The sequence below is a fragment of the Streptomyces sp. enrichment culture genome (assembly GCF_964272895.1).
Taxonomy (GTDB): domain Bacteria; phylum Actinomycetota; class Actinomycetes; order Streptomycetales; family Streptomycetaceae; genus Streptomyces.
The window spans coordinates 1929128-1955352 of sequence record NZ_OZ186832.1; the positions used below are offsets into that span (position 1 = coordinate 1929128).

At 72.5% G+C, this 26225-nt stretch carries 21 protein-coding genes; 11 read left to right on the forward strand and 10 right to left on the reverse strand.

From position 1 onward, the window contains the following. Positions 1–158: 158 nt before the first annotated feature. Complete coding sequence (locus ACSU6M_RS08750; RefSeq protein WP_437068469.1) at positions 159–944, reverse strand: SDR family oxidoreductase; 786 nt, start codon at positions 942–944, stop codon at positions 159–161. 49 nt (positions 945–993) lie between these two features. Here ACSU6M_RS08750 and ACSU6M_RS08755 point away from each other — a divergent pair, with 49 nt between their 5' ends. Beyond that, positions 994–2133, forward strand: coding sequence for an acyl-CoA dehydrogenase family protein (locus tag ACSU6M_RS08755; RefSeq protein WP_437075057.1), 1140 nt, complete (start codon positions 994–996; stop codon positions 2131–2133). After that, positions 2133–3122 (forward strand): acyl-CoA dehydrogenase family protein, encoded by a 990-nt coding sequence (locus tag ACSU6M_RS08760; protein WP_437068471.1) that lies wholly within the window; start codon positions 2133–2135, stop codon positions 3120–3122. Before ACSU6M_RS08755 ends, ACSU6M_RS08760 begins: the two co-directional genes overlap by 1 nt. On the opposite strand, the gene ACSU6M_RS08765 is transcribed toward ACSU6M_RS08760, so the two are convergent. Continuing rightward, positions 3100–3435, reverse strand: coding sequence for a MerR family transcriptional regulator (locus tag ACSU6M_RS08765; protein ID WP_437068473.1), 336 nt, complete (start codon positions 3433–3435; stop codon positions 3100–3102). The genes ACSU6M_RS08760 and ACSU6M_RS08765 overlap by 23 nt on opposite strands. 73 nt (positions 3436–3508) lie before the next feature. On the opposite strand from ACSU6M_RS08765, the gene ACSU6M_RS08770 reads away from it, so the two are divergent. Then, positions 3509–4372 carry an aldo/keto reductase gene (locus ACSU6M_RS08770; RefSeq protein ID WP_437068475.1) on the forward strand — a complete coding sequence of 288 codons (864 nt, stop codon included), beginning with the start codon at positions 3509–3511 and terminating at the stop codon, positions 4370–4372. Between the two features lies 1 nt (position 4373). On the opposite strand, the gene ACSU6M_RS08775 is transcribed toward ACSU6M_RS08770, so the two are convergent. Next, positions 4374–5096, reverse strand: coding sequence for a vWA domain-containing protein (locus tag ACSU6M_RS08775; RefSeq protein ID WP_437068477.1), 723 nt, complete (start codon positions 5094–5096; stop codon positions 4374–4376). Between the two features lie 250 nt (positions 5097–5346). Here ACSU6M_RS08775 and ACSU6M_RS08780 point away from each other — a divergent pair, with 250 nt between their 5' ends. Then, entirely contained in the window at positions 5347–6261 is a 915-nt protein-coding gene (locus ACSU6M_RS08780) for a chitosanase (RefSeq protein WP_437068479.1), read from the forward strand. 119 nt (positions 6262–6380) lie between these two features. On the opposite strand, the gene ACSU6M_RS08785 is transcribed toward ACSU6M_RS08780, so the two are convergent. The 3 genes from ACSU6M_RS08785 to ACSU6M_RS08795 form a co-directional block, all read right to left on the reverse strand. Next, a complete protein-coding gene (locus ACSU6M_RS08785) occupies positions 6381–7841 on the reverse strand; it encodes a glutamate synthase subunit beta (protein WP_437068480.1) in 1461 nt (486 codons plus the stop codon). Then, entirely contained in the window at positions 7834–12426 is a 4593-nt protein-coding gene (gene gltB / locus ACSU6M_RS08790) for a glutamate synthase large subunit (RefSeq protein WP_437068481.1), read from the reverse strand. The genes ACSU6M_RS08785 and gltB overlap by 8 nt, the downstream gene beginning before the upstream one ends. Positions 12427–12797: 371 nt before the next feature. Continuing rightward, the gene (locus ACSU6M_RS08795; RefSeq protein WP_437068483.1) at positions 12798–13529 is read right to left on the reverse strand and encodes a VIT1/CCC1 transporter family protein; all 732 of its coding nucleotides are present in this window, start codon (positions 13527–13529) and stop codon (positions 12798–12800) included. 274 nt (positions 13530–13803) lie between these two features. On the opposite strand from ACSU6M_RS08795, the gene ACSU6M_RS08800 reads away from it, so the two are divergent. The 7 genes from ACSU6M_RS08800 to ACSU6M_RS08830 all read left to right on the forward strand — a co-directional run bounded on the left by ACSU6M_RS08800 (position 13804) and on the right by ACSU6M_RS08830 (position 21978). After that, positions 13804–14886, forward strand: a complete 1083-nt coding sequence (locus tag ACSU6M_RS08800; protein ID WP_437068485.1) for an ADP-ribosylglycohydrolase family protein — start codon at positions 13804–13806, stop codon at positions 14884–14886. Further along, positions 14883–16289, forward strand: a complete 1407-nt coding sequence (locus ACSU6M_RS08805) for an ADP-ribosylglycohydrolase family protein (RefSeq protein WP_437068487.1) — start codon at positions 14883–14885, stop codon at positions 16287–16289. The genes ACSU6M_RS08800 and ACSU6M_RS08805 overlap by 4 nt, the downstream gene beginning before the upstream one ends. Next, entirely contained in the window at positions 16289–17584 is a 1296-nt protein-coding gene (locus ACSU6M_RS08810) for an ADP-ribosylglycohydrolase family protein (RefSeq protein WP_437075058.1), read from the forward strand. The genes ACSU6M_RS08805 and ACSU6M_RS08810 overlap by 1 nt, the downstream gene beginning before the upstream one ends. Further along, positions 17572–18930: an ADP-ribosylglycohydrolase family protein gene (locus ACSU6M_RS08815; RefSeq protein ID WP_437068489.1), complete on the forward strand. Its 1359-nt coding sequence runs from the start codon at positions 17572–17574 to the stop codon at positions 18928–18930. Before ACSU6M_RS08810 ends, ACSU6M_RS08815 begins: the two co-directional genes overlap by 13 nt. Next, on the forward strand, positions 18927–19820 hold the full coding sequence (gene rbsK, locus ACSU6M_RS08820; RefSeq protein ID WP_437068490.1) for a ribokinase: 894 nt from the start codon (positions 18927–18929) through the stop codon (positions 19818–19820). Before ACSU6M_RS08815 ends, rbsK begins: the two co-directional genes overlap by 4 nt. A gap of 119 nt (positions 19821–19939) precedes the next feature. Next, positions 19940–21157 (forward strand): CaiB/BaiF CoA transferase family protein, encoded by a 1218-nt coding sequence (locus tag ACSU6M_RS08825; protein WP_437075059.1) that lies wholly within the window; start codon positions 19940–19942, stop codon positions 21155–21157. Next, positions 21154–21978, forward strand: a complete 825-nt coding sequence (locus ACSU6M_RS08830) for an HpcH/HpaI aldolase/citrate lyase family protein (RefSeq protein ID WP_437068492.1) — start codon at positions 21154–21156, stop codon at positions 21976–21978. The genes ACSU6M_RS08825 and ACSU6M_RS08830 overlap by 4 nt, the downstream gene beginning before the upstream one ends. A 111-nt stretch (positions 21979–22089) precedes the next feature. On the opposite strand, the gene lgt is transcribed toward ACSU6M_RS08830, so the two are convergent. The 4 genes from lgt to trpB form a co-directional block, all read right to left on the reverse strand. Then, positions 22090–23097 (reverse strand): prolipoprotein diacylglyceryl transferase, encoded by a 1008-nt coding sequence (lgt, locus tag ACSU6M_RS08835; protein ID WP_437068494.1) that lies wholly within the window; start codon positions 23095–23097, stop codon positions 22090–22092. Positions 23098–23195: 98 nt separating this feature from the next. After that, positions 23196–23966 carry a DsbA family protein gene (locus tag ACSU6M_RS08840; protein ID WP_437068496.1) on the reverse strand — a complete coding sequence of 257 codons (771 nt, stop codon included), beginning with the start codon at positions 23964–23966 and terminating at the stop codon, positions 23196–23198. A 77-nt stretch (positions 23967–24043) separates the two neighbouring features. Continuing rightward, positions 24044–24859, reverse strand: a complete 816-nt coding sequence (gene trpA / locus ACSU6M_RS08845) for a tryptophan synthase subunit alpha (protein ID WP_437068498.1) — start codon at positions 24857–24859, stop codon at positions 24044–24046. Beyond that, a complete protein-coding gene (trpB, locus tag ACSU6M_RS08850) occupies positions 24856–26139 on the reverse strand; it encodes a tryptophan synthase subunit beta (RefSeq protein WP_437068499.1) in 1284 nt (427 codons plus the stop codon). The genes trpA and trpB overlap by 4 nt, the downstream gene beginning before the upstream one ends. Positions 26140–26225 lie beyond the last annotated feature (86 nt).

Genomic DNA, 26225 nt, shown 5'->3' on the forward strand with positions numbered 1-26225 from the left:
CCCTGGCCGAGCTCCCGCTCCCCGCGCTCTCCCTGGCCGAGCTCCCGCTCACCGCGCTCTCCCTCACCACCCTCCCGCTCACCGCACCCTCACCAGCCGCACTCTCACTCACCACGTTCACCTGGGGCTTCTTCTTGGTCGGCACGCCGCTCATTGTCCTAGGGATGCCGGCTGCTGACGGAGACGACCTCGCCCGTCATGTACGAGGAGTAGTCCGAGGCCAGGAACACGATCACGTTGGCCACCTCCCAGGGCTCGGCGTGCCGCCCGAATGCCTCGTGGGACGTCAGCTCGGCCAGCAGTTCGGGGGTCGTCACCTTGGCGAGATGGGGGTGCAGGGCGAGGCTCGGGGCGACGGCGTTGACCCGCACGCCGTACGCGGCCGCCTCGATCGCCGCGCAGCGGGTCAGGGCCATCACGCCGGCCTTCGCGGCGGCGTAGTGGGCCTGTCCGGCCTGGGCGCGCCAGCCGAGGACGGAGGCGTTGTTGACGATCACACCGCCGGTGTCCCGCATCCGGCGCAGGGCGGCGCGGACGCAGCGGAAGGTGCCGTTCAGGGTGACGTCGAGGACCTTGGTCCACTGCTCGTCGGTCATGTCGAGGAGCGGGGTGGTCCCGCCGAGGCCGGCGTTGTTGACGACGACGTCGAGGCGCCCGTGTTCCCTCAGCGCCGCGTCGAACAGCGCGCGGACCTGGGTCTCGTCGGTGACGTCACAGGGCCGTGCGGCCACCGCCCGAGCCCCGAACTCCCCGGCCAGCTCCGCCTCGTACTCCTTCAGCCGCCGCACATGGGCGTCGCTGATCAGGACCCGCGCGCCCTCCTCCAGCAGGCGCCGGGCGGTGGCGCCGCCGATCCCGGCGCCGGCCGCCGCGGTGACGACGGCCGTGCGCCCCGCCAGCAGCCCGTGCCCCGGCACGTACGCCGGACTCTCGACGACTGTCATACCCCCACGCTAACCTACCAAACACTTGTTAGGGAAGGACGGGGTGACGATGGATCTGGCGTTCACACAGGAGGAGACGGCCTTCCGCGCCGAAGCCCGCGCCTGGCTGCGCGCGCATGTGCCGCCGGATCCGCTGCCCTCCCTGGAGACCGAGGAGGGCTTCGCGGCGCACCGCGCGTGGGAGGCCGAACTCGCCGCGGACCGCTGGTCGGTGGTGACCTGGCCGGCGCGCTACGGCGGCAGGGACTCCGGTCTGATCAAGTGGCTGCTGTTCGAGGAGGAGTACTGGGCGGCGGGCGCGCCCGGCCGCGTCGGGCAGAACGGCGTCAGCCTGCTGGCCCCGACCCTCTTCGACCACGGCACGCCGGAGCAGCGGGACCGGGTGCTGCCGCCGATGGCCACCGGCGAGGTGGTGTGGGCGCAGGCGTGGTCGGAGCCCGAGGCCGGTTCCGACCTGGCGTCCCTGCGCTCGCGGGCCGTGCGCACGTCCGGCGGCTGGCTGCTCAGCGGCGTCAAGACGTGGTCGTCGCGCGCGGCCTTCGCCGACCGCGCCTTCGGGCTGTTCCGCAGCGACCCGCACACCCCGAGACGCCACCAGGGGCTGACGTATCTGATGTTCGACCTGCGCGCACCCGGAGTCACCGTGCGCCCGATCGCCCGCCTGGACGGCAGACCCGCGTTCGCCGAGCTCTTCCTGGACGAGGTGTTCGTCCCCGACGAGGACGTCATCGGCGCCCCCGGCGACGGCTGGCGCATCGCGATGTCGACGGCGGGCAACGAGCGCGGCCTGATGCTGCGCTCCCCCGGCCGCTATCTCGCGAGCGCCGACCGGCTGCACCGCCTGTGGCGGGACCGGGGCCGCCCCGAGAGCACGGCAGGGCGCGTGGCCGACGCCCTGATCGGCGCCCGCGCCTACCAGCTGTTCACCTACGCCGCCGCCTCCCGCCTCCTCGACGGGCACGCGACGGGCCCGGAGTCCAGCCTGAACAAGCTGTTCTGGTCCGAGTACGACATCGCCCTGCACGAGACGGCCCTCGACCTCCTCGGCGAGGACGGCGAGTCGGCCGGCTCCGCCTGGGCCGAGGGCTATGTCTTCGCGCTCGCCGGCCCCCTGTACGCGGGCACCAACGAGATCCAGCGCGACATCGTCGCCGAACGCCTGCTGGGCCTGCCGAAGGGACGCCGCTGATGCGCTTTCTCCTCGACGCCGAGCAGCAGGCGTTCGCCGGCTCGCTCGCCGCACTGCTGAAGGCCGCGGACACCCCGTCGGTGATACGGGACTGGAGCCGCGGCGAGCGGACGAGCGGGCGCGCGCTGTGGTCGCGTATCGCCGACCTGGGCGTGTTCGCCCTGGCCGCGCCGGAGGAGTGCGGCGGACTGGGGCCGCGTCCCGTGGAACTCGCCGCCGCGTTCGTGGAGTTGGGGCGGTACGCCGTGCCGGGCCCGCTGGCCGAGACGGTCGCGGCGGTCGCGCTGCTGGCCGAGGCCCGCACCGACACCGGCGCCGGGCGCCTCCTTCCCGCCCTCCTCGACGGCACCCGTCTGGCCACCGTCGCCCCGCACGGCGCGTACGCCCTGGACGGCGACGCGGCGGACCTCCGTCTCTCCCTCACCCCCGAGGGCCCGCGGCTCGCCCCCGGGCACGGCCCGGTGCGCCCGTCCCTGGACCCCGCCCGCCGCCGCACCCTGCTCTCCCCCGGCGGCGAACTCCTCACCACGGGGACCGGTGGGCAGCACCTGGCCCGTACCCTCGCCCGCCTCACCACCGCGGCCCAGGCACTCGGCGTCGGCGAGGCGCTGCTGGAGCGGACGGTGGCGTACGTCCGCCGGCGCACGCAGTTCGGCGTGCCCGTCGGCTCCTTCCAGGCGGTCAAGCACCGTCTGGCCGACGCCAAGCTGGCGCTGGAGTTCGCCCGGCCGCTGGTGTTCGGGGCCGCGCTGACGCTGGCCCCGTCCGACACCGCCGCCGCGAAGGCGAGCGCCGGCGAGGCGGCGTACGCCACCGCGCGCGCCGCGCTGCAGTGCCACGGCGCGATCGGCTACACCGCGGAGTACGACGTGTCGCTGTGGCTGACCAAGGCCCGCGCCCTGCGCACCGCCTGGGGCGACCCGGACACCTGCCGGGCCGAGGTGCTCGACGCCCGTGCCCGTGAGGCTACGAGGCGAGCAGCCGGGTGAGCGACCGCCGTGAGACCTCCAGGGTCGCGATGCGCTCCTCTATGCCCTGGAGCTGCTCCCGCAGCATCGGTGTCAGACAGGGCTCGACCTCGGCGTCACTGCCGCACACGCAGTCCAGCACCTCGCGGATCACCTTGGTGGGCAGACCCGCGCCGAGCAGGGTGCGGATGCGGCGTACCGTCTCGGGCGCGCCGTCGTCGTACACGCGCTGTCCGCCCGGCGTGCGCCCGGCGTCCAGCAGGCCCTGTTCCTCGTAGTAGCGCAGCAGCCGGACGCTCACCCCGGTCTCGCGCGCCAGCTCGCCGATCCTCAAGCGATCCCCCTCATGTGACCTCGCTCACACGCCCTTGAACCTCACATCGGTGTGAGCTCCTAGGGTCGTGATCATGACGAACACAACGACCCCCACGATATTCCGGATCGGCGGCGATCTGGAGGTCCGCCGGATCGGCTACGGCGCGATGCGGCTGGCGAACGCCCCGCACGAGCGCTCCGGCACGACCGCGCCCATCTGGACCGCCCCCACCGACCGCGCCGAGTCGATCGCCCTGCTGCGCAAGGCGGTCGAGCTCGGGGTGAACCTGTTCGACACCTCCGACGCCTACGCTCTCGGCGCGAACGAGGAGCTGCTGGCGGAGGCCCTCGCCCCGCACCGCGACGAGGTCGTGATCGCCACCAAGGCGGGCGTGCTGCGCCCGAGCCCCGCCGAGTGGATCCCGCACGGCCACCCGGCGTATCTGCGCCAGCAGGCGGAACTCAGCCTCCGCCGCCTGGGCACCGACCGGATCGACCTCTTCTATCTGCACCGCATCGACCCCCAGTACCCGCTCGCCGACCAGATCGGAGCTCTCCGACAGCTCCAGGAGGAGGGCAAGGTCCGGCACATCGGCCTGTCCGAGGTGACGGTCGACGAGATCGAGCAGGCCGCGCGGATCGCGCCGATCGCGAGCGTGCAGAACCTGTACAACCTCACCGAACGCGGCCACGACCCGGTCATCGACCACACCGCCGCACGCGGCATCGCCTTCGTGCCGTACTTCCCGGTCAGCACGGGCGAGCACGGGCCGCTGGCGAAGGTCGCGGCGGAGCTGGGCGCGACGCGCTCCCAGACGGCACTCGCCTGGCTGCTGCACCGCGCGCCGAACGTGATCCCGATCCCGGGCACCTCCTCGCCCGCGCACCTGGCGGAGAACACCGCGGCCCTCGGACTCGGCCTCACCGAGGAGCAGATCGAGCGCCTGGCGGGATGAGTCAGCCGCGTACGATCCCCTGGGCGCGCGCCGCCACCAGCCACTTCGGGAACTCGCCGACGAGGCGGTCGTACAGCTCGGCGTCGGACACCTTCCCCGGGTCCGAACCGGCGTGGAAGAACCCGGCGTTGTCCACGACCCGCTTGCCGGGCACGGACAGCTCGTCCAGCTTGCGCAGGTAGTCGAACTGCTTGCTGTGCGGGTCGCCGAACCCGATGAACTGCCAGAACAGCGGCAGCCGCGCGGACTTGCACAGATAGCGCTCGGCGGCCAGCTTGTTGATGGGCCCGCCGTCGGTCTGGAAGACGACCAGGGCGGGTGCGCGCGAGCCGCTGTCCAGGTAGTGGTCGATGACGGCGTCCATGGCCAGGTGGTAGCTGGTCTTGCCCATGTGTCCGAGTCCGGCCACGATCCGGTCGATCCGGCCCCGGTGGTCGGCCAGCGCGATGTCGGTGACGGCGTCGACGTCGGTGGAGAAGAACACCACCGGCACCCGTCCGTCGTCGTCGAAGTGGGCGGACAGCCCCAGCACCCGGTCGGCGAGCGCCTGGACGCTGCCGTCCTGGTAGTACGGCTTCATGGAGCCCGAGTAGTCGACGACGAGGTAGACGGCGGCCCGCTGCCCGTCCAGCCCGTGCCGGGCGAGCGACTTCCCGGCGGTCTTGTACAGGCTGACCAGCGCGGGTGCGGTCTCCTCGACCTTGCTGAGACTGATCGCCGCCATGCACAAGCTCCCCTCGCTCCAGGACCGGAGCCCGAGGCTACGCCAACGACGGGGCGGTGCGTGCGGTGATCGCCGGTGGCGGGGTGCGGTGATCGACGATGGCCGCCGGCGGTGATCGCCGGTGGCGGGGTGCGGGATACTGGTGGTGCTGCCGGGGGCGGCAGCTCTGGGGGTGCCACCGGGCCGGGCCCGGTCGCGCGTGACGGAACTGACAAGGGGGATGGCCCGAGACGGGTCATAGGGTGACGCCATGAAGAAAGCCGCTCTGCTGTTCGCCGCCGTGCCCGTGGCCGTGACGGCGGCCGTGTACTTCCTCGGGCCCGCGAGCTCGGACTCCTCACCACAGGACAGGGCGGCCGTCGAACAGCTCGCCCGCGACCAGGCGAAGGCGAAGGCCGAGGGGGACGCGGCCGCCGCCGAGCGGGCCGCCGACGACAAGCTGATCGCCTCGCTGCCGCCCGGGCTCGCCGCACCGGCGAAGAAGGAACTGGCCCACCAGATCGTGTCCACGGCCGCGATCTCGTCGCTGGACTGGCGCCGCTCCTACGCCGCCATCGAGGACCACGGCAACGGTCAGGGCTACACCGCGGGCATCGTCGGCTTCTGCACCGGCACCCACGACCTGCTCGTCCTCGTCGAGAACTACACCAAGGCCCACCCGGACAACGGCCTCGCCCGCTACCTCCCCGCGCTGCGCAAGGTCGACGGCACGGACTCCCACGAGGGCCTGGACCCCGGCTTCACCGCCGCCTGGAAGGCCGAGGCGAAGGTCCCCGCGTTCCGCGCGGCCCAGGACGCCGAGCGCGACGAGGTGTACTTCGACCCCGCGGTCCGGCTGGCCAAGCTGGACGGCCTGGGCACGCTGGGCCAGTTCGTCTACTACGACGCGATGCTCTACCACGGCCCCGACACGAGCCCGTCCGGCTTCTACGGCATGCGTGAGCGCGCCCTGGAGAAGGCCGAGCTGCCCTCCGAGGGCGGCACGGAACGGGAGTTCCTCGACGCCTTCCTCGATGTGCGCCGCGAGGCCATGCTGGCGAAGAAGCCCGACACCGACACCAGCCGCATCGACACCACCCAGCGCCGCTTCCTGAACGAGGGCAACCTCGACCTGAAGACCCCGCTCCAGTGGGAGATGTACGGCGACACGTTCAAGGTGCCGTAGCCCCGGAAGACGTGCCGTAGCCGAAAATGCGGCGGCGCCTGCCCAAGGTCCGGTCGGGGACAGGGCAGGCGCCACCAATGTTCCGTACGCCTTTGTACGGGACGTCTCTACAGGCCGGTTCAGACCGTCAGCGCACGGTCCGTCGGACGGATCGGCGCCGGAAGGTCACTCGCCCCGGTCAGGAAGCGGTCGACACCACGCGCGGCCGAGCGGCCCTCCGCGATCGCCCACACGATGAGGGACTGACCACGGCCGGCGTCACCGGCGACGAACACTCCCGGAACGTTCGTCTGGAAGTCGGCGTCGCGAGCGATGTTACCCCGCTCGTCGAGCTCCAGCGCGAACTGCTCCACCAGCCCGTTCTCCCGGTCGGTCCCGGTGAAGCCCATCGCGAGGGTCACCAGCTGGGCCGGGATCTTGCGCTCGGTGCCCGGCTTCTGGGTCAGCTTGCCGTCGACGAACTCGACCTCGACCAGGTGCAGCCACTGCACATTGCCGTCCTCGTCGCCCTCGAAGTGGGTGGTGGAGACGGAGTAGACCCGCTCACCGCCCTCCTCGTGCGCGGACGTGACCTTGTACAGCATCGGGAAGGTCGGCCACGGCTGGTGCGGCGCCCGGTCCTCGCCCGGCTTCGGCATGATCTCCAGCTGGGTGACGGAGGCCGCGCCCTGGCGGTGGGCGGTGCCCACGCAGTCCGCGCCGGTGTCACCGCCGCCGATCACGACGACGTGCTTGCCCTCGGCCGAGACGGGCGAGGTGACGTAGTCGCCCTCCTGCACCTTGTTGGCCAGCGGCAGGTACTCCATGGCCTGGTAGATGCCCTTGAGCTCGCGCCCCGGCACCGGCAGGTCACGCGCGGTGGTGGCACCGACGGCCAGCACGACCGCGTCGTACCGCTTCTTCAGATCGGTCGCCTTGAGGTCGCGGCCGATCTCGATGCCGGTGCGGAAGCGGGTGCCCTCCGCGCGCATCTGCTCGATACGGCGGTTGATGTGCCGCTTCTCCATCTTGAACTCGGGGATGCCGTACCGCAGGAGGCCCCCGATCCGGTCCGCGCGCTCGTAGACGGCGACGGTGTGGCCGGCCCGGGTCAGCTGCTGGGCGGCGGCCAGACCGGCCGGGCCGGAGCCGACGACGGCGACGGTCTTGCCGGACAGGCGCTCGGGGATCTGCGGGGCGACGTCCCCGGTCTCCCACGCCTTGTCGATGATCGAGACCTCGACGTTCTTGATGGTGACGGCCGGCTGGTTGATGCCGAGCACACACGCCGACTCACAGGGCGCCGGGCACAGGCGGCCGGTGAACTCCGGGAAGTTGTTGGTGGCGTGCAGGCGCTCCTGCGCGGCCGACCAGTCCTCGCGGTAGGCGTAGTCGTTCCACTCGGGGATGAGGTTCCCCAGCGGGCAGCCGTTGTGGCAGAACGGGATGCCGCAGTCCATGCAGCGGGACGCCTGCTTGCTGATGATCGGCAGCAGCGAGCCGGGGACGTAGACCTCGTTCCAGTCCTTGACGCGCTCCTCGACGGGGCGGGACTTGGCGACCTCGCGGCCGTGGTTCAGAAAGCCCTTCGGGTCAGCCATTGATCGCCGCCTCCATCATCTTCTCGGTGATCTCGGACTCGGAGAGACCGGCTCGCTCGGCGGCGTCCTTGGCGGCGAGCACTGCCTTGTACGTGCTGGGGATGATCTTGCTGAAGCGCTCGGCGGCCGCGTCCCAGTCCGCGAGCAGCTTCTCGGCGACCGTGGAGCCGGTCTCCTCGGCGTGGCGGCGCACCACGTCGTGCAGCCACTGCTTGTCGGCGTCGTCCAGGGCCTCGATCGCGTCGAGGTTGCCGACGTTGACGTTGTCCCGGTCGAGGTCGATGACGTAGGCGACACCGCCGGACATGCCGGCCGCGAAGTTGCGGCCCGTCTCACCGAGCACCACCGCGTGGCCGCCGGTCATGTACTCGCAGCCGTGGTCGCCCACGCCCTCGGAGACCACCAGCGCACCGGAGTTGCGGACGCAGAACCGCTCACCGGTCCGGCCGCGCAGGAACATCTCGCCGCCGGTCGCACCGTAGGCGATCGTGTTGCCCGCGATCGTCGAGTACTCGGCGAGGTGGTCGGCGCCCCGGTCCGGGCGGACGACGATCCGGCCGCCGGAGAGGCCCTTGCCGACGTAGTCGTTGGCGTCGCCCTCCAGGCGCAGTGTGATGCCGCGCGGGACGAAGGCGCCGAAGGACTGGCCGGCGGAACCGGTGAAGGTGATGTCGATGGTGTCGTCGGGCAGGCCCGCGCCGCCGAACTTCTTCGTCACCTCGTGGCCGAGCATGGTGCCGACCGTGCGGTTGATGTTGCGGATGGCCACCTGGGCGCGTACCGGCTGTGCGTCCGTCGCGCTCTCGGCGGCCAGCGCGTCCGCGGCCAGCTTGATCAGCTCGTTGTCGAGCGCCTTCTCCAGGCCGTGGTCCTGGGCGACCAGCTGGTGGCGCACCGCGCCCTCGGGCAGCGACGGCACGTGGAACAGCGGCTCCAGGTCCAGGCCCTGCGCCTTCCAGTGGTCCACCGCACGCTCGACGTCCAGCACCTCGGCGTGGCCGACGGCCTCCTCGATGGAGCGGAAGCCCAGCTCGGCGAGGAGCTCGCGGACCTCCTGCGCGATGAACTCGAAGAAGTTCACCACGAACTCGGCCTTGCCGGAGAAGCGGTCGCGCAGCACCGGGTTCTGGGTGGCGATGCCGACCGGGCAGGTGTCCAGGTGGCAGACGCGCATCATGACGCAACCGGAGACGACGAGCGGCGCGGTCGCGAAACCGAACTCCTCGGCGCCCAGCAGCGCGGCGATGATCACGTCACGGCCGGTCTTCAGCTGACCGTCGGTCTGCACCACGATCCGGTCGCGCAGGCCGTTGAGCAGGAGGGTCTGCTGGGTCTCGGCGAGACCGAGCTCCCAGGGACCGCCGGCGTGCTTCAGCGAGGTCAGCGGGGAGGCACCCGTACCACCGTCGTGACCGGAGATCAGCACGACGTCCGCGTGCGCCTTGGACACACCCGCGGCGACCGTGCCGACGCCGACCTCGGAGACCAGCTTCACGTGGATCCGCGCCTGCGGGTTCGCGTTCTTCAGGTCGTGGATCAGCTGGGCCAGGTCCTCGATGGAGTAGATGTCGTGGTGCGGCGGCGGGGAGATCAGGCCCACGCCCGGCGTCGAGTGACGCGTCTTGGCGACCCACGGGTAGACCTTGTGGCCGGGCAGCTGGCCGCCCTCGCCGGGCTTGGCGCCCTGGGCCATCTTGATCTGGATGTCGTCGGCGTTGACCAGGTACTCCGAGGTGACGCCGAAGCGGCCGGAGGCGACCTGCTTGATCGCCGAGCGGCGCGCCGGGTCGTACAGGCGCTCCGGGTCCTCGCCGCCCTCACCGGTGTTGGACTTGCCGCCCAGCTGGTTCATGGCGATGGCGAGGGTCTCGTGCGCCTCCTTGGAGATGGAGCCGTACGACATGGCGCCGGTGGAGAAGCGCTTGACGATCTCGGAGACCGGCTCGACCTCGTCGATGGAGATCGGCTGGCGGTCCGACTTGAAGCCGAACAGGCCGCGCAGCGTCATCAGCCGCTCGGACTGCTCGTTCACGCGCTCGGTGTACTGCTTGAAGATGTCGTAGCGCTTGGTGCGGGTCGAGTGCTGGAGGCGGAAGACCGTCTCCGGGTCGAACAGGTGCGGCTCGCCCTCGCGGCGCCACTGGTACTCGCCGCCGATCTCCAGCGCGCGGTGCGCCGGGGCGATGCCGGAGGCCGGGTACGCCTTGGCGTGGCGGGCGGCGACCTCCTGGGCGATGACGTCGATGCCGACGCCGCCGATCTTGGAGGCGGTGCCGTTGAAGTACTTCTCCACGAACGCCTCTTCGAGACCGACGGCCTCGAAGACCTGGGCGCCGCGGTAGGAGGCGACGGTGGAGATGCCCATCTTGGACATGACCTTCAGGACGCCCTTGCCGAGGGCGTAGATCAGGTTCTTGATGGCCTTCTCGGGCTCGATGCCCTGGATGAAGGTGCCGGCGCGCAGCAGGTCCTCGACCGACTCCATCGCCAGGTACGGGTTGACGGCGGCGGCGCCGTAGCCGATGAGCAGGGCGACGTGGTGGACCTCGCGGACGTCACCGGCCTCGACCAGCAGGCCCACGTGGGTGCGCTGCTTGGTGCGGATGAGGTGGTGGTGGACGGCCGCGGTGAGCAGCAGCGACGGGATCGGCGCGTGCTCGGCGTCGGAGTGGCGGTCCGACAGGACGATGAGACGGGCGCCGTTCTCGATGGCCGCGTCGGCCTCGGCGCAGATCTCCTCGATGCGGGCGGCCAGCGCCTCGCCGCCGCCGTGCACCCGGTACAGGCCGGAGAGGGTCGCGGCCTTGAAGCCGGGCATGTCGCCGTCGGCGTTGATGTGGATGAGCTTGGCCAGCTCGTCGTTGTCGATGACCGGGAAGGGCAGCACGACGGAGCGGCAGGACGCGGCGCTCGGCTCCAGCAGATTGCCCTGGGGGCCCAGCGACGAGCGCAGGGAGGTGACCAGTTCCTCGCGGATCGCGTCCAGCGGCGGGTTGGTGACCTGGGCGAAGAGCTGGGTGAAGTAGTCGAAGAGCAGCCGCGGGCGCTCGGACAGGGCCGCGATCGGCGAGTCCGTGCCCATGGAGCCGATCGGCTCGGCGCCGGTGCGGGCCATCGGGGCGAGGATGACGCGCAGCTCCTCCTCGGTGTAACCGAAGGTCTGCTGGCGGCGGGTGACCGAGGCGTGGGTGTGCACGATGTGCTCGCGCTCGGGCAGGTCGGACAGCTCGATCTCGCCGGTCTCCAGCCACTCCGCGTAGGGGGCTTCGGCCGCGAGCTGCGCCTTGATCTCGTCGTCCTCGATGATGCGGTGCTCGGCGGTGTCGACGAGGAACATCTTGCCGGGCTGCAGGCGGCCCTTGCGGACCACCTTCGCGGGGTCGATGTCGAGGACGCCGACCTCGGAGCCGAGGACGACGAGGCCGTCGTCGGTGACCCAGTAGCGGCCGGGGCGCAGGCCGTTGCGGTCGAGCACGGCGCCGACCTGGGTGCCGTCGGTGAAGGTGACACAGGCGGGGCCGTCCCAGGGCTCCATCATCGTGGAGTGGAACTGGTAGAAGGCGCGCCGGGCCGGGTCCATGGAGTCGTGGTTCTCCCACGCCTCCGGGATCATCATCAGCACGGAGTGCGGCAGCGAACGGCCGCCGAGGTGCAGCAGCTCCAGGACCTCGTCGAAGGAGGCGGAGTCGGAGGCGTCGGGCGTGCAGATCGGGAAGATCCGCTCCAGCTTCTCGCCGCCGAACAGGTCGGAGGCCAGCTGCGACTCACGGGCGACCATCCAGTTGCGGTTGCCCTTGACGGTGTTGATCTCACCGTTGTGCGCGACGAAGCGGTACGGGTGCGCCAGCGGCCACGACGGGAAGGTGTTCGTGGAGAACCGGGAGTGCACGAGCGCGATCGCGGAGGCGAAGCGGCGGTCGGACAGGTCCGGGAAGAACGGCTCCAGCTGACCGGTCGTCAGCATGCCCTTGTAGACGATCGTCCGGGCGGACAGCGACGGGAAGTAGACGCCGACCTCGCGCTCGGCGCGCTTGCGCAGCACGAACGCCTTGCGGTCGAGGGCGATGCCCGCGGACGAACCGTCGGCGACGAAGATCTGCTGGAAGACAGGCATCGTCGAACGGGCGGTGGCGCCGAGCAGCTCCGGGGCGACCGGAACCTCACGCCAGCCGAGGACGGTCAGGCCCTCCTCGGCCGCGATCGTCTCGATGCGCGCGACGGCGTCCTCCGTGCCCTCCTCGGGCAGGAAGGCGATACCGGCCGCGTAGGCGCCGGCCTCGGGCAGCTCGAATCCGGCCACCTCACGGAAGAAGGCGTCCGGCACCTGCGACAGGATGCCCGCGCCGTCGCCCGAGTCGGGCTCGGAGCCGGTGGCACCGCGGTGCTCCAGGTTGCGCAGAACGGTCAGAGCCTGCTCGACCAGGGTGTGGGACGCCTCGCCGGTGAGGGTGGCGACGAAACCGACGCCGCACGCGTCGTGTTCGTTGCGGGGGTCGTACATACCCTGCGCAGCAGGGCGAGCATCCATGAAGGACCAGTTCTGGCCATTCGCGGAATGCTGGGACGGCTGGCGCGGCGTACGCATCGGCTCTCCCGTCGTCGTCTGTGGCATGTGCGTGTGCCGAGGGACGACGTTGGCCCTCTGCGTGGAGTGCAAAATTTCGTGCAGGTTACATGATGGAGCGGTTCTCGGGAACCGGGATAGTCCGTTCCAACATGCGGACGCCGCGGGTATCGGCGCAGGTGCCGCGCTTGGCGGTCGACGTATGTGGGGACCGACGGGAACAGATCGATGTTCCTCGGTCCTGGGGGGCGGGAGGGGCTTCTTCGCCCGTCCCGCGAGTGCGCCGCAGGCCTCATTGCCCACAGCGCTTACGGCTCATGCCCCGTGGTCATGCGGTCGAAACCAGCGGGTAACGGCTACTTATGCGGCCCAACGCATAAGTTCCAGCCGCGTCATCCTACGGCGATTCCGAACAGGTTGCCCAGGGCGTACGTCACACCGGCCGCCGCACCGCCGAGCGCGAGCTGCCGGAGCCCGCTGAACCACCAGCTGCGCGCGGTCACCTTGGCGACCACGGCACCGCACAGGAACAGACCGAGCAGCGCCAGCAGCACGGCGGGCCACAGCGCGGTCGCCCCGAGCAGATACGGCAGTACGGGGAGCAGGGCGCCCAGCGCGAAGGAGCCGAAGCTCGACACCGCCGCGACCATTGGGGACGGCAGGTCGCTCGGGTCGATGCCCAGCTCCTCGCGGGCGTGTATCTCCAGGGCCCGCTCGGGGTCCTGCGACAGCTGCCGGGCGACCTGCCGGGCCAGCTCCGGCTCCACGCCGCGGGACACGTACAGCGCGGCCAGCTCGGCCTCCTCGCCCTTGGGATGCTTCCTCAGCTCCCGCCGCTCGACGTCCAGCTCGGCCTCGACCAGCTCCCGCTGGGAGGCGACGGAGGTGTACTCGCCCGCGGCCATGGAGAAGGCGCCGGCCGCGAGACCGGCGAGCCCGGTGAGCACCACGGTCTGCTGGCTCACGGACCCTCCGGCCACACCGGTCATCAGCGCCAGGTTGGAGACCAGACCGTCCATCGCACCGAAGACGGCGGGGCGCAGCCAGCCGCCGTTCACATCGCGGTGCGTGTGGTTGTCCCGGTGCGCCTCGTGCAGCACCGCCTCGGTCTCGATGATGGCCATTCCGGCATCCCCCATTGAGCTTAGCCAAAGCTAACTTTGGATGAGTTCTACTTTTCGACAACGCCAAGACTACGCCCCGGCATTCCCCTCCGCCAGCAAGGAAAGGCTGGGCTAACCTGCGGTTTTACCGTCGAACGCTCATCCGAGCACCTATTGACACATATGTCGACCGGGTGACAGTGGGACGGATGAGGCTCGGGTCAACCGCTGTCGGTGGGACACATCCGCAAAGGGTCCGCCGCCACGCGGACCCCCTCAGCAACGGAGGCCGCGTATGGCATCCCTCGCCCGCAGCCCCTCGGTCCCGGCGTCCGCCGCCGCCCTGCGCGAGCGGGCCCGCGGCGCCCTCCTCGGCCTGGCCGTCGGGGACGCGCTCGGGGCCCCGGCCGAGAACCTGAAGCCGTCGGAGATCCGGGCCCGCTGGGGCCGTATCACCGGCTACGTCAGCGACACCCCCTGCGGCACGGACGACACGGAGTACGCGATCTTCTCGGGGCTGCTGCTGGCCCGGCACGGCTCGGCCCTCACCCCGGCGCATGTGGAGGCGGCCTGGCACGAGTGGATCGCCGACCGCGCCGAGGGCCCCTTCCGGGGCGCGGGCTTCAGCGAGCGCGGCACCCTGGAGAACCTGCGCCGGGGGCTCGCCGCCCCCATCTCCGCCCAGCACCGCCACGCCTGGAGCGACGGCCTGGCGATGCGTGCGGCCCCGTTCGGCGTGTTCGCGGCCGGCCGCCCGGCGGAGGCGGCCCGGCTGGTGGCGATCGACGGCTGCGTCAGCCATGACGGCGAGGGCATCTACGGCGGCCAGGCGGTCGCCGCGGGCGTGGCGGCGGCGATGGCGGGCGCCCCGACCGTCGCGGTGGTCGCCTCGGCCCTGGCGGTGGTCCCGGAGGACTCCTGGACGGCCCGCTCGCTGCGGCGGGCCGTGGCCGTCGCCCATCACGGCGAACGGGCGGTCCGCTCGGCCGTCGTCATCGGCGGCTACCCCTGGACCGACCTCGCCCCCGAGGCCGTGGCCCTCGCCTTCGGCGCGTACGCGGCGGCCGACGGGGACTTCCCCGAGTCGGTGCTCACCGCGGTGAACATGGGCCGGGACGCCGACACCACGGCCGCGGTGGCCGGCGCCCTCGCCGGCGCGACCCGGGGCGCGAGCGCGATCCCACCGGACTGGGCGGCGGCCATCGGCCCCGCCAGAGGCAGCTGCCTGCCCTCGATGGTCGGCCACCACGTCCTGGAGGTCGCGGACCTCCTGACCCCGAACGACGACACGGCCGCGCAAACCCCGCTCACCGGCACCCCACCCGACCCGGCCGCCTTCACTCTGGCGGCCGAGAACGAGGGAGGAACCCCGGCATGACCCCCCACCCCTGGGACGCCCTCCCGACGACCACCACCACCCAGGCCCCCGAGGCGGCCGACGGCGAGAACCCGCCACAGTGCCCACCCGGACCCGACGGCGAGAGCCCGGTGCAGTGCCCGCCCGAACCCGACGACGCAAGCGGCACGGGCAGGCCCCCCGAGCACGACACGGGCAAGCCCCCCGAGCACCACCACGGACCCGAGGCCGCCGACGGCGAGAACCCGCCCCAGGAGCCACCCGCACCCGACGACGAGCCCCGCACGGGCCGTACGGGCGGGAGACAGACCCCCGGAAGAACCGCCGGTCTCCTCCTCGGCCTGGCCGCGGGCGACGCCGCCGGCTGGCCCGCCGCCCGCCACCGAGCCGCCCGCATGCCCGACTGGACCCGCCGCCTCACCCGCGAACTGGACACCTTCGCCGAACAGAACGCGACCACCACCCTCCCCGTCCCCATCGCCCTCAACCAACCCCCCGAACCCCTCCGCCTCGGCCCCTCCGACGACGCCGAATGGGCGGTCTTCGCCGCCGAGGCCCTGCTGCGCGCAGGCGACGACACCGCCCTCGGCGACCTCAGCCGGGACCGCCGTACCAGAGCCGCCATCGACCTCACCTGGAACGCCCTCGCCAGCGAGGTGGCCGCGGCAGCGGACCGCGCCCCCGAGATCGAGTCCGCCGTCCTCCCGCTGCGCGCCCGCATCTCCGTCCGCGCCGGCCTCGGCAACCTGGCCAACGGCCTGCGCCCGCCCGCCACCGGCCACGACAACCCCCACTACTTCGACGACGCCGCCTGCGTCCGCGCCTGCGTCCTCGCCCTCGCCCACCCCGGCGATCCCGAACGCGCCGCCGGCCTCGCCGAGTTCGACGCCCGCTACACCCAGGACGGCGACGGCGTCCACGGCGCCCGCGCGATGGCCGCCGCCCTCTCCCTCGCCCTGACCGGACACGACGTCACCGACTGCACCGAGGCCGCCCTCGCCCAGCTCCCCGACGGCACCGAGATCCGCCGCAACGCCCTCCACGCCCTCACCCTCGCCCGGCACACCGACAGCGCCTTCGCCCTGGTCCCCCTCCTGGAGCACCAGATCGTCGACCACGTCTACAGCTACGGCATCGCCGCCGCCGAAACCGTCCCCGTCACCCTCGCCCTGGCCGTCGCCGCCCACGGCCGTATCGCCGAGGCCGTCCCCGCCGCGGCCTGCCTCTCCCGCGTCGCGGACTCCGCCCCGGCCCTCGTCGGCGCGCTGACCGGCGCCCTCGGCGGGGGCGACGCCGTCCCCGCGTCCTGGCGCGACGCCTGCCGCACCCTGCCCGGCTGCGTCCTCCCCCGCCTCACCGGAACCGACCTGGTGGAACTCGCCGAACTCCTGGAAGCCGCACAACCGGCCCCACCAGGAGGATGATTCGGGGCATGACGCCCAAAGGAGAAGAAGCCCACCCCCGAAGCCACACCCCAAGTCACCCCCGAAGCCACACCCAGGCCCCCACCGCATCCCCTGCCGGATCCCCCAGATCCCTCGAATCACCCAGGTCCCCCGGATCCCCCGACTCCCCCACCCTGGACGAACGCATCACCGCCGCCCTCGTCGGCGCGGCTGTCGGCGACGCCCTCGGCGGCCCCGTCGAGGGCTACTCCCCCGAGCAGATCGCCGAACGTCACGGCGGCCGCGTCCACGGCATCGTCGGCCCCTGGCACGGCGCCGACTGGCGCACGGCCCGCCCCCTCGCGCCGTACCACAAGGGCGACGGGCACGTCACCGACGACACCTTGATGACCCACGCCCTGATCAGGGTCTACGCCCGCGTCCGCGACCACCTCGACGCGTACGCCGTCGCCGACCACCTCGTCCCGGACCTGATCACCACCCCGCGCTGGATCCCGGAACTGGAGACCGAGGCCCTGCCCCTCCAGCGGATCTTCCTCGCCGAGAAGTGGCTGGTCACCCGGATCCACTACGGCCATGCCGACCCCCGCGAGGCCGGCGTCGGCAACATCGTCAACTGCGGCGCGGCGATGTACATGGCCCCGGTCGGCCTGGTCAACGCGGCCAACCCGCGCGCCGCGTACGCCGAGGCGCTGGACGTCGCCGGTGCGCACCAGTCGTCGTACGGCCGTGAGGCGGCCGGCGTGTTCGCGGCGGCGGTCGCCGCGGCCTGCGCACCCGGCGCCACCCCGGAGTCGGTCGTGGAGACCTGCCTGTCCCTGGCGAAGGACGGCACGCGGACGGCGATCGAGAAGGTCTGCGAAACGGCCGTCCGCCACCGGGACTTCGAGTCGGCGCTCACCCCGCTCCGCGAGGCGATCACCCCGTACGACACGGTCGGCCCCGACTACCGCGCCCCCTCCCTCGGCGCCCGCCGCCCCTCCCGCCTGCACGCGATCGAGGAACTCCCCGTCGCGCTCGGCATGTTGCTCATCGGCGGGGGCGACTACCGCCACGCCGTCCTCGGCTCGGTCAACTACGGCCGCGACTGCGACTCCATCGCCACCATGGCCGGCGCCCTCGCCGGCGCCCTCGGCTCGCCCGTCCCCGAGGACTGGTCCAAGACGGTCGCCGAGGCCAGCCGTCTGGACCTGTGGGCCCCGGCCGCCGTCCTCACCGAGGTCACCCGTGAGATCTTCGACAAGGACGTGAGCCGCCACCGGGCCCACGCACGGGCCTTCGCCGCACTGGGAGGCACCCCATGCTCCGCCTGACCTGGGTCCAGCCCGAGGACCTGATCGCCCACGAACTGGCCCAGGCCCGCCAGGACGGACGCGAACCCAAGGCGATCGCGGCCCGCTGGAAGGCGGCCGGCGGCAGCGAGGCCCCGGAGCGGGCGGGCGCCTCGCAGCGCCCCGCCTCCCGCTACCTCCGCACCCTGGCCGAGGACCTTCTGGACGAACTGGCCGACCTGCCGAGCAGGTCGGCGGACCAGGAGCCCACGGACCTGGCGGGCATCAAGGCCCTGTGCCCCGACTGGCCGACGGACGACCGCACCCCGTCGCCCTCCGCCTCCGCCCTCCACGCCGCCTGGCTGGGCCGGGCCGTGGGCTGCCTCCTCGGCAAACCCGTCGAGAAGCTCCCCCTCCACGCCATCCGCCGACTCGCCCGGTCCACCGGCAACTGGCCCCTGACCGCCTACTTCACCGCCCGAGGCGTCCCCGAGGCCCTCCTCGCCGAGCACCCCTGGAACCGCCGCTCGGCCGCCACCTCCCTCGCCGAGAACATCGACGGCATGCCCGAGGACGACGACCTGAACTACCCCCTGCTGGGCGTCCTCCTCCTCCAGCGCCACGGCAGAGACTTCACCACCACCGACGTGGCACGCCTGTGGCTCGACGAACTCCCGGCCGGCCGCACCTTCACCGCCGAGCGCGTCGCCTACCGCAACCTCCTCACCGGCATCGAGCCCCCGCACACCGCCCGCCACCGCAACCCCTTCCGGGAATGGATCGGCGCGCTGATCCGCGCCGACGTCCACGGCTGGACGAACCCGGGCGCCCCCGCGGCCGCCGCCGAGCAGGCCCACCGCGACGCGACCCTCACCCACACCGCGAACGGCGTCTACGCGGCGATGTTCACGGCGGCCGTCATCGCGACGGCGGCCACCGGCAGACACGACGTGCACACCTGTCTGCGTACCGGCCTGACCGTCGTACCGCCCCGCTCCCGCCTCGCGAGCGCCCTCACCCACGCCGTCGAACTGGCCCGGCACACCAGGGACTTCGACGAGGTCGTGGACGCACTCCACGCACACCACCACGGCACCCACTGGGTCCACGCGATCCCCAACACCGCCCTGCTCGCCGCCGCCCTCACCCACGCCGACGGCGACTTCACCGGCTCGATCACCCGAGCCGTCTCCGGCGGCTGGGACACCGACTCGGTCGGCGCCACGGCCGGCAGCGTCGCCGCCCTCCTGGCCGGCTCCCCCGCCGCCCTGCCGCCCCACTGGACGGCACCCCTGAAGAACCGGCTGGCCACCTCGGTCGCCGACTTCGACGGCACCGGCTTCGACACCCTCGCCCACCTCACCCACCTGGAGGCATCCCGCCCATGACGCACATCGCCGTCCTCGGCAGCACGAACATGGACCTCGTCGCGTACGTCGAGAAGGCCCCGCAGCGCGGGGAGACCGTGACCGGCCGGGAGTTCCGCACGATCCCCGGCGGCAAGGGCGCCAACCAGGCCATCGCCGCCGCCCACGCGGGCGCCACCGTCTCGATGATCGGCGCCGTCGGCAACGACTCCTTCGGCGCGAAGCTGCGCTCCACCCTGGAGCACTCCGGCGTCGAGACCGACAGCCTGCGCACGGTCGAGGGCCCCTCCGGCACCGCCCACATCGTGGTCGACGACGAGGGCGGCAACGCCATCGTGGTGATCCCCGGCGCCAACGGCACCGTCGACCACCTCTCCCCCGGCGACGAGGGCCTGATCGCCAACGCCGACGCGCTGCTGCTCCAGCTGGAGATCCCGCTGCCCGGCGTCCTCGCGGGCGCCCGCGCCGCCCGCGCCCACGGTGTCCGCACCGTCCTCACCCCGGCCCCGGCCCAGCCGCTGCCCGCCGAACTCCTCTCCGCCGTCGACCTGCTGGTGCCCAACGAGCACGAGGCGGCCACCCTCACCGGCCGCACCGACGCCCGCTCGGCCGCCCTCGCCCTGCTGGAACAGGTCCCCGAGGTCGTCGTCACCCTCGGCTCGGCGGGCTGCCTGTACGCGGCCCGCGGCGCCGACCCGGTGACCGTGCCCGCCCCGCAGGTCACCGCCGTCGACTCCACCGGCGCCGGCGACACCTTCGTCGGCACCCTCGCGGTCGCCCTCGGCGAGGGCCGCCCCATGCCGGATGCGCTGCGCTGGGCGGCCGGGGCGGCGGCACTGTCGGTGCAGCGGGCGGGCGCGACGACGTCGATGCCGTACCGCTCCGAGATCGACGCGCAGTTCACGTCATGACCGCGCCGGACAACACCGCGCCGGAATCGACCGAGCCGCACAAGGCCGCGCCGGAACCGACCGAGCCGGACCGGACCCGGCCGGAGGTGACCGTGCCGGGCGGCGGACGCGGATGCGCAGTGACCGAGCCGGACCAGACCCGGCCCCCGAACACCGCGCCCCTCTGCGGCCTGCGCGTCCTCGACCTCGCCACCCTCTTCGCCGGTCCCCTCGCCGCCACCCTGCTCGGGGACTTCGGTGCGGAGGTCGTCAAGGTCGAGCACCCCACGAAACCCGACCCGTCCCGCGGCCACGGCCCCGCCAAGGACGGCGTGGGCCTGTGGTGGAAGGTGCTGGGCCGCAACAAGCGGACCATCACCCTGGACCTGTCCAGGCCCGGCGGCCGGTCCACGCTGCTGAAGCTGGCCGCGACCGCGGACGTCGTCATCGAGAACTTCCGCCCCGGCACCCTGGAGAAGTGGGACCTGGGCTGGGAGGAGCTGTCCGCCGTCAACCCCCGGCTGATCCTCACCCGCGTCACCGCCTTCGGCCAGTTCGGCCCCTCCTCGCGCCGCCCCGGCTTCGGCACCCTCGCCGAGGCGATGAGCGGCTTCGCCGCGATCACCGGCGAACCGGACGCGCCCCCGACCCTCCCCCCGTTCGGCCTGGCGGACTCCATCGCGGGCCTGGCCACGGCCTACGCGGTCATGACGGCCCTCGCCGCCCGCGACCGCACGGGCGAGGGCCAGGTCGTGGACATGGCCCTCATCGAGCCGATCCTCGCCGTGCTGGGCCCCCAGCCCACCTGGTACGACCAGCTCGGCTACGTCCAGGAGCGCACCGGCAACCGCTCCGCGAACAACGCCCCGCGCAACACCTACCGCACCGCCGACGGCGGTTGGGTCGCCGTCTCCACCTCCGCCCAGTCGATCGCCGAGCGCGTGATGCGCCTGGTCGGCCGTCCGGAGCTGATCGACGAACCCTGGTTCGCCTGCGGCGCCGACCGCGCCCGGCACGCCGATGTCCTCGACGAGGCCGTCGGCGGCTGGATCGCCGAGCGCACCCGCACCGAGGTGCTCCAGGCATTCGAGAAGGCGGAGGCGGCCGTCGCCCCGATCCAGGACGTACGGGATGTGATGACCGACCCCCAGTACGCGGCCCTCGACACCATCACCACCGTCGACGACCCCGAACTGGGGCCCCTGCGCATGCAGAACGTCCTCTTCCGCCTGTCCGCGACCCCCGGCGCGATCCGCTGGGCCGGCCGCCCGCACGGCGCCGACACCGAGGCCGTCCTCACCGAACTCGGCCTCACCGCCACCGAGCTCGCGGCCCTGCACGAGGAGGGCGCCCTGTGATCCCGCTGACCTGGCTGTACGTCCCCGGCGACCGGCCGGTGACCGTGACCAAGGCCCTCTCCGCGGGCGCCGACGTGGTCGTGATCGACCTGGAGGACGCGGTCGCCCCGGACCGCAAGGACTACGCCCGCACGGCCACCGCCGAACGCCTCGCCGAACCCCAGCCCGTCCCCGTCCATGTCCGCGTCAACGCCCTGGACAGCCCGGCGGCCGAGGCCGACCTCAAGGCCCTGGCCGGTCTGCCGGGCCTCTCCGGCCTGCGCCTGCCCAAGGTCACCTCGCGCGAGCAGATCGTCCATGTCGCCGGCCACACGACGCTCGCGACCGGCAGCGCACCCCCGCTGTACGCCCTCCTGGAGTCGGCCCTCGCCGTGGAGTGCGCCCACACCATCGCCACCGCCCACCCCGCCCTGCGCGGCATCGCCCTGGGCGAGACCGACCTACGGGCCGACCTGGGCGTACGCGAGGACCGCGGCCTCGACTGGTCGCGCTCCCGCGTGATCCTCGCCGCCCGCGCGGCCGGCCTCCCGGCCCCCGCCCAGTCCGTCCACCCCGACACCCGCGACCTCGACGGCCTGGCCACCACCTGCGCCCACGGCCGCGCCCTCGGCTTCCTGGGCCGCGCCGCGATCCACCCCCGCCAGCTCCCGGTCATCGAGCGCGCCTACCTGCCGACGCAGCGGGAGATCGAGCAGGCGGAGCGCGTCCTCAAGGCGGCGGCGGAGCAGGAGGGCGCCCAGGCCCTGCCCGACGGCACCTTCGTCGACGCGGCGGTGGTGGCGGCGGCCCACACGACGATGGCCCTCACCCGACGCCGCTGAGCTCCGGCCGCACCGCCGGGAGTCCCTCTCCCACGCCGCCGGCGATCCTCTCCGCAGACGACGAAGGGCGCCCGGAGAACCCGGGCGCCCTGCACACCGTAGGACCGGCCGTCAGCCCTTCTTCGCCGACTCGGACTTCGACTCGGACTCCGACTCGGCCTCGGACGCGGACTCCGATTCGGCCTCGGATGCGGACTCCGACTCCGCTTCCGCCTCGGCCTTCTTCCCGCCTTCGGCGTCGGTCTCGTCCTTCACCTCGGCTCCCTCGCCCGGCTCCGCGTCGCCCTCCGCGGGCGCCGGCTGCGCACCGGGCTCGACCACCGGCTCGCGTCCGGGCCGCTTCCTCGCGGAGACCACGATGTAGGTCACGGCGAGCAGGAGGACGAACAGCGCGGTCCAGTTGTTCAGCCGCAGACCGAGGATCTCGTGGGCCTCGTCGACGCGCAGGTACTCGATCCAGAACCGGCCCGCGCAGTACGAGGCGACATAGAGCGCGAACGCCCGCCCATGGCCGAGCTTGAAGCGCCGGTCGGCCCAGATGACCAGCAGCGCGACGCCGATGCACCACAGCGACTCGTAGAGGAACGTGGGGTGGTAGTACCCCGGCTCGCGGCCGTCCGTGGAGGAGGTGATGTGCAGCGCCCAGGGGACGTCCGTCTCCCGGCCGTACAGCTCCTGGTTGAACCAGTTGCCCCAGCGGCCGATGGCCTGCGCGAACGCGATGCCGGGGGCGACGGCGTCGGCGTAGGCGGGCAGCGGGATGCCGCGGCGGCGGCAGCCGATCCAGGCACCCACCGCGCCCAGCGCGATCGCACCCCAGATACCGAGGCCGCCCTCCCAGATCTTGAAGGCGTCCACCCAGTCACGGCCCTCGCTGAAGTACCGCTCGTAGTCCGTGATCACGTGGTAGAGCCGGCCTCCGATCAGGCCGAACGGCACCGCCCAGACCGCGATGTCGGCGACGGTGCCGGCCCGCCCGCCGCGGGCGATCCAGCGCTTGTTGCCGAGCCAGACGGCCACGAAGACACCGATGATGATGCAGAACGCGTAGCCTCGCAGCGGGATGGGGCCGAGGTGGATCACCCCACGCGACGGGCTTGGAATATAGGCAAGGTCCATGGCAAGGACGACGCTACCCTGCCGGGCACTCCCGGCGTCGGGTGCCCCGGCTACGGGTCCATAACGAGCCGGGGCCCCACCCGCGCCGCGGCGCGGGCTCAGCCCTGGGCGGCCTCCACCATCTGCTTCAGCTTCGCCGGGGTCATCGACTGGTCCTGGTAGATGTTCTTGCCGTCGAGCAGCACCGTCGGGGTGCCGCTGAAGCCGCCCTCGCGGAAGGCGGCGGCGGACTTCTCCACCCAGCCGTCGTGCCGGCCGTCGTTGACACAGGCGCGGAAGGCGGGCGTGTCCAGGCCGTCGACCTTGCCCGCCAGCTCGATGAGCTTGTCCTCCTCGGCGAACGCGTCGTCGGGCTCGGGCGGCTGGTTGTCGAAGAGCACGTCGTGGTACGCGGTGAACTTGCCCGCGTCCTGGGCGCAGGCCGAGGCGTTCGCCGCCTTGCGGGAGCCGCTGCCGCCCATGTTGCCGTCGATGATGGTGGCCAGGTGGTACTCCACCTTCAGCTTCCCGGCGGCCGTCAGCTCATGGATGACCGGACGGTACGCCGTCTCGAAGCCCTTGCAGGCGGGGCAGCGGAAGTCCTCCCAGACGGTGAGCGTCGACTTGGCGCTCTCCTTGCCGACCGGGATGGCGAGACCGTCCTTGCCCCGGGCTCCCGAGGGCGCCACGACCGGACCCGCGCTGTCGCCGTCGTCCTTGCCCGCGTTGGCCGCGACCACGCCGATCACCGCGGCGAGGCCCAGCACACAGACCACGCTCGCGCCCACGATCAGCGCGCGCCGTCGCTTCTCGGCGGCCTTCTGCTTCTCGCGCTCGACCGCCAGCCGCTCGCGGGCCGTGCGCTTTCCGTCACGATTCTTCTCGCTCACACCCCGGAAACGAACCGGGGAGGCACAGCGCGCCTCCCCGGTCCCAGGTCCACCCGTTCGAGTGACCGATTCTTCCGTTACGCCCGGCCGCGCACGCCCTTCGCGAGGTCGCCCGCGAGCGCCCGCACGGCCTCGACTCCGGCCGCGTGGTCGGGGGCGTCCAGCATCCGCTTGACGAAGGCGGAGCCGACGATCACCCCGTCGGCGAAGCCGGCGACCTCGGCGGCCTGGGCGGCATTCGAGACGCCGAGGCCGACGCAGACGGGCAGTTCCGTGGTGGCGCGGGTGCGGTGCACCAGCTGCTCGGCCTGCGCGCCGACCGACTCGCGGGTGCCGGTGACGCCCATCAGCGAGGCGGCGTAGACGAAGCCGCTGCCCGCCGCGGTGATCTCGGCGAGCCGCTCGTCCTTGCTGCTGGGCGCCACGACGAACACCGTCGCGAGGCCGTGCTTCTCGGCGTGCTCCCGCCACAGCGCCGACTCCTGCACGGGCAGGTCGGGCAGGATGCACCCGGCGCCGCCCGCCTCGGCGAGCTCGGCGGTGAACCGCTCGACGCCGTAGCGGTCGATGGGGTTCCAGTACGTCATGACGAGCACCGGCTTGCCGGTCGCCGCGAACGCCTCGCGGACCGTGCGCATCACGTCGGCGATCCGCACCCCGCCGCGCAGGGCGATGTCGTCGGCGGTCTGGATGACCGGGCCGTCGAGCACCGGGTCGCTGTGCGGCAGGCCGACCTCGACGACGTCGGCGCCGCCGTCGAAAACGGCCTTGATCGCCTCGATGCCGCCGTCGACGGTCGGGAACCCGGCCGGGAGGTAGGCGATGAGCGCGGCGCGGCCCTCGGCCTTGGCGCCGGCGAGGGTGTCGGTCAGCAGTTGGATGTTCCCGCTCACTTGGCGTCCCCCTCGATCTCCGCGACGTCGGCGGCGTCGGCCGCGACCTCGGCGTCGGTGTCGTACAGGCCGAAGTAGCGCGCGGCCGTGTCCATGTCCTTGTCACCGCGGCCGGAGAGGTTGACCACGATCAGCCCGTCGGGGCCCAGCTCACGGCCGACCTCCAGGGCGCCGGCCAGCGCGTGCGCGCTCTCGATCGCCGGGATGATGCCCTCGGTGCGGGACAGCAGGCGCAGCGCCTGCATCGCCGCGTCGTCGGTGACCGCGCGGTACTCGGCGCGTCCGGTGTCCTTGAGGTAGGAGTGCTCCGGGCCGATGCCGGGGTAGTCCAGACCGGCCGAGATCGAGTACGGCTCGGTGATCTGGCCCTCGTCGTCCTGGAGGACGTAGGACCGCGAGCCGTGCAGGATGCCGGGCTCGCCCGCGGTGAGGGTGGCCGCGTGCTCGCCGGTGTCCACGCCGTGTCCGGCCGGTTCGCAGCCGATGAGGCGGACGCCGGTGTCGGGGATGAAGGCGTGGAACAGGCCGATGGCGTTGGAGCCGCCGCCGACGCAGGCGATCGCGGCGTCGGGGAGCCGGCCGGCGCGCTCCAGGAGCTGGCGGCGGGCCTCGACGCCGATGACGCGGTGGAAGTCGCGGACCATGGCCGGGAAGGGGTGCGGGCCGGCCACCGTACCGAAGAGGTAGTGGGTGTGGTCAACGTTGGCCACCCAGTCGCGGAACGCCTCGTTGATGGCGTCCTTCAGGGTGCGGCTGCCGGACTTCACGGCGATGACCTCGGCGCCGAGCATGCGCATCCGGGCCACGTTCAGGGCCTGGCGCCGGGTGTCGATCTCACCCATGTAGATCGTGCAGTCCAGGCCGAACAGGGCGCAGGCCGTCGCCGTCGCCACGCCGTGCTGGCCGGCGCCGGTCTCGGCGATCACGCGGGTCTTGCCCATGCGCTTGGTGAGCAGGGCCTGGCCGAGGACGTTGTTGATCTTGTGGGAGCCGGTGTGGTTGAGGTCCTCGCGCTTGAGGAAGACGCGGGCGCCTCCGGCGTGTTCGGCGAACCTCTTGACCTCGGTCAGGGCACTGGGGCGGCCGGTGTAGTTGACCAGGAGGTCGTCCAGCTCGCGGGCGAACTCCGGGTCGTTCTTGGCCTTGTCGAACTCGACGGCCACCTCGTCGACGGCGGCGACGAGGGCCTCCGGGATGAACTTGCCGCCGAAGGCCCCGAAGTAGCCCTCGGGGCTCGGTACCTGGCCTTCGGGGTCAGGGATGAAGTAGGTGCTGGGCATGCTTGAGCCTCACGGTGAGTGTGGTGAAAAGACACTGATCGCCGTGGGGGTGCAGGGATGGTTCGTTGGCCGCGGGCCCGTGGGGG

Excerpts from the sequence above, each read along its gene's own strand:
- lgt (WP_437068494.1), bottom strand. The coding sequence starts at position 23,097 with ATGGACCTTGCCTATATTCCAAGCCCGTCGCGTGGGGTGATCCACCTC.
- ACSU6M_RS08760 (WP_437068471.1), top strand. The coding sequence starts at position 2,133 with ATGCGCTTTCTCCTCGACGCCGAGCAGCAGGCGTTCGCCGGCTCGCTC.
- ACSU6M_RS08815 (WP_437068489.1), top strand. The coding sequence starts at position 17,572 with ATGCTCCGCCTGACCTGGGTCCAGCCCGAGGACCTGATCGCCCACGAA.
- ACSU6M_RS08755 (WP_437075057.1), top strand. The coding sequence starts at position 994 with ATGGATCTGGCGTTCACACAGGAGGAGACGGCCTTCCGCGCCGAAGCC.
- ACSU6M_RS08795 (WP_437068483.1), bottom strand. The coding sequence starts at position 13,529 with ATGGCCATCATCGAGACCGAGGCGGTGCTGCACGAGGCGCACCGGGAC.
- ACSU6M_RS08805 (WP_437068487.1), top strand. The coding sequence starts at position 14,883 with ATGACCCCCCACCCCTGGGACGCCCTCCCGACGACCACCACCACCCAG.
- gltB (WP_437068481.1), bottom strand. The coding sequence starts at position 12,426 with ATGCGTACGCCGCGCCAGCCGTCCCAGCATTCCGCGAATGGCCAGAAC.
- ACSU6M_RS08800 (WP_437068485.1), top strand. The coding sequence starts at position 13,804 with ATGGCATCCCTCGCCCGCAGCCCCTCGGTCCCGGCGTCCGCCGCCGCC.
- ACSU6M_RS08780 (WP_437068479.1), top strand. The coding sequence starts at position 5,347 with ATGAAGAAAGCCGCTCTGCTGTTCGCCGCCGTGCCCGTGGCCGTGACG.
- ACSU6M_RS08750 (WP_437068469.1), bottom strand. The coding sequence starts at position 944 with ATGACAGTCGTCGAGAGTCCGGCGTACGTGCCGGGGCACGGGCTGCTG.
- ACSU6M_RS08775 (WP_437068477.1), bottom strand. The coding sequence starts at position 5,096 with ATGGCGGCGATCAGTCTCAGCAAGGTCGAGGAGACCGCACCCGCGCTG.
- rbsK (WP_437068490.1), top strand. The coding sequence starts at position 18,927 with ATGACGCACATCGCCGTCCTCGGCAGCACGAACATGGACCTCGTCGCG.
- ACSU6M_RS08785 (WP_437068480.1), bottom strand. The coding sequence starts at position 7,841 with ATGGCTGACCCGAAGGGCTTTCTGAACCACGGCCGCGAGGTCGCCAAG.
- trpB (WP_437068499.1), bottom strand. The coding sequence starts at position 26,139 with ATGCCCAGCACCTACTTCATCCCTGACCCCGAAGGCCAGGTACCGAGC.
- ACSU6M_RS08770 (WP_437068475.1), top strand. The coding sequence starts at position 3,509 with ATGACGAACACAACGACCCCCACGATATTCCGGATCGGCGGCGATCTG.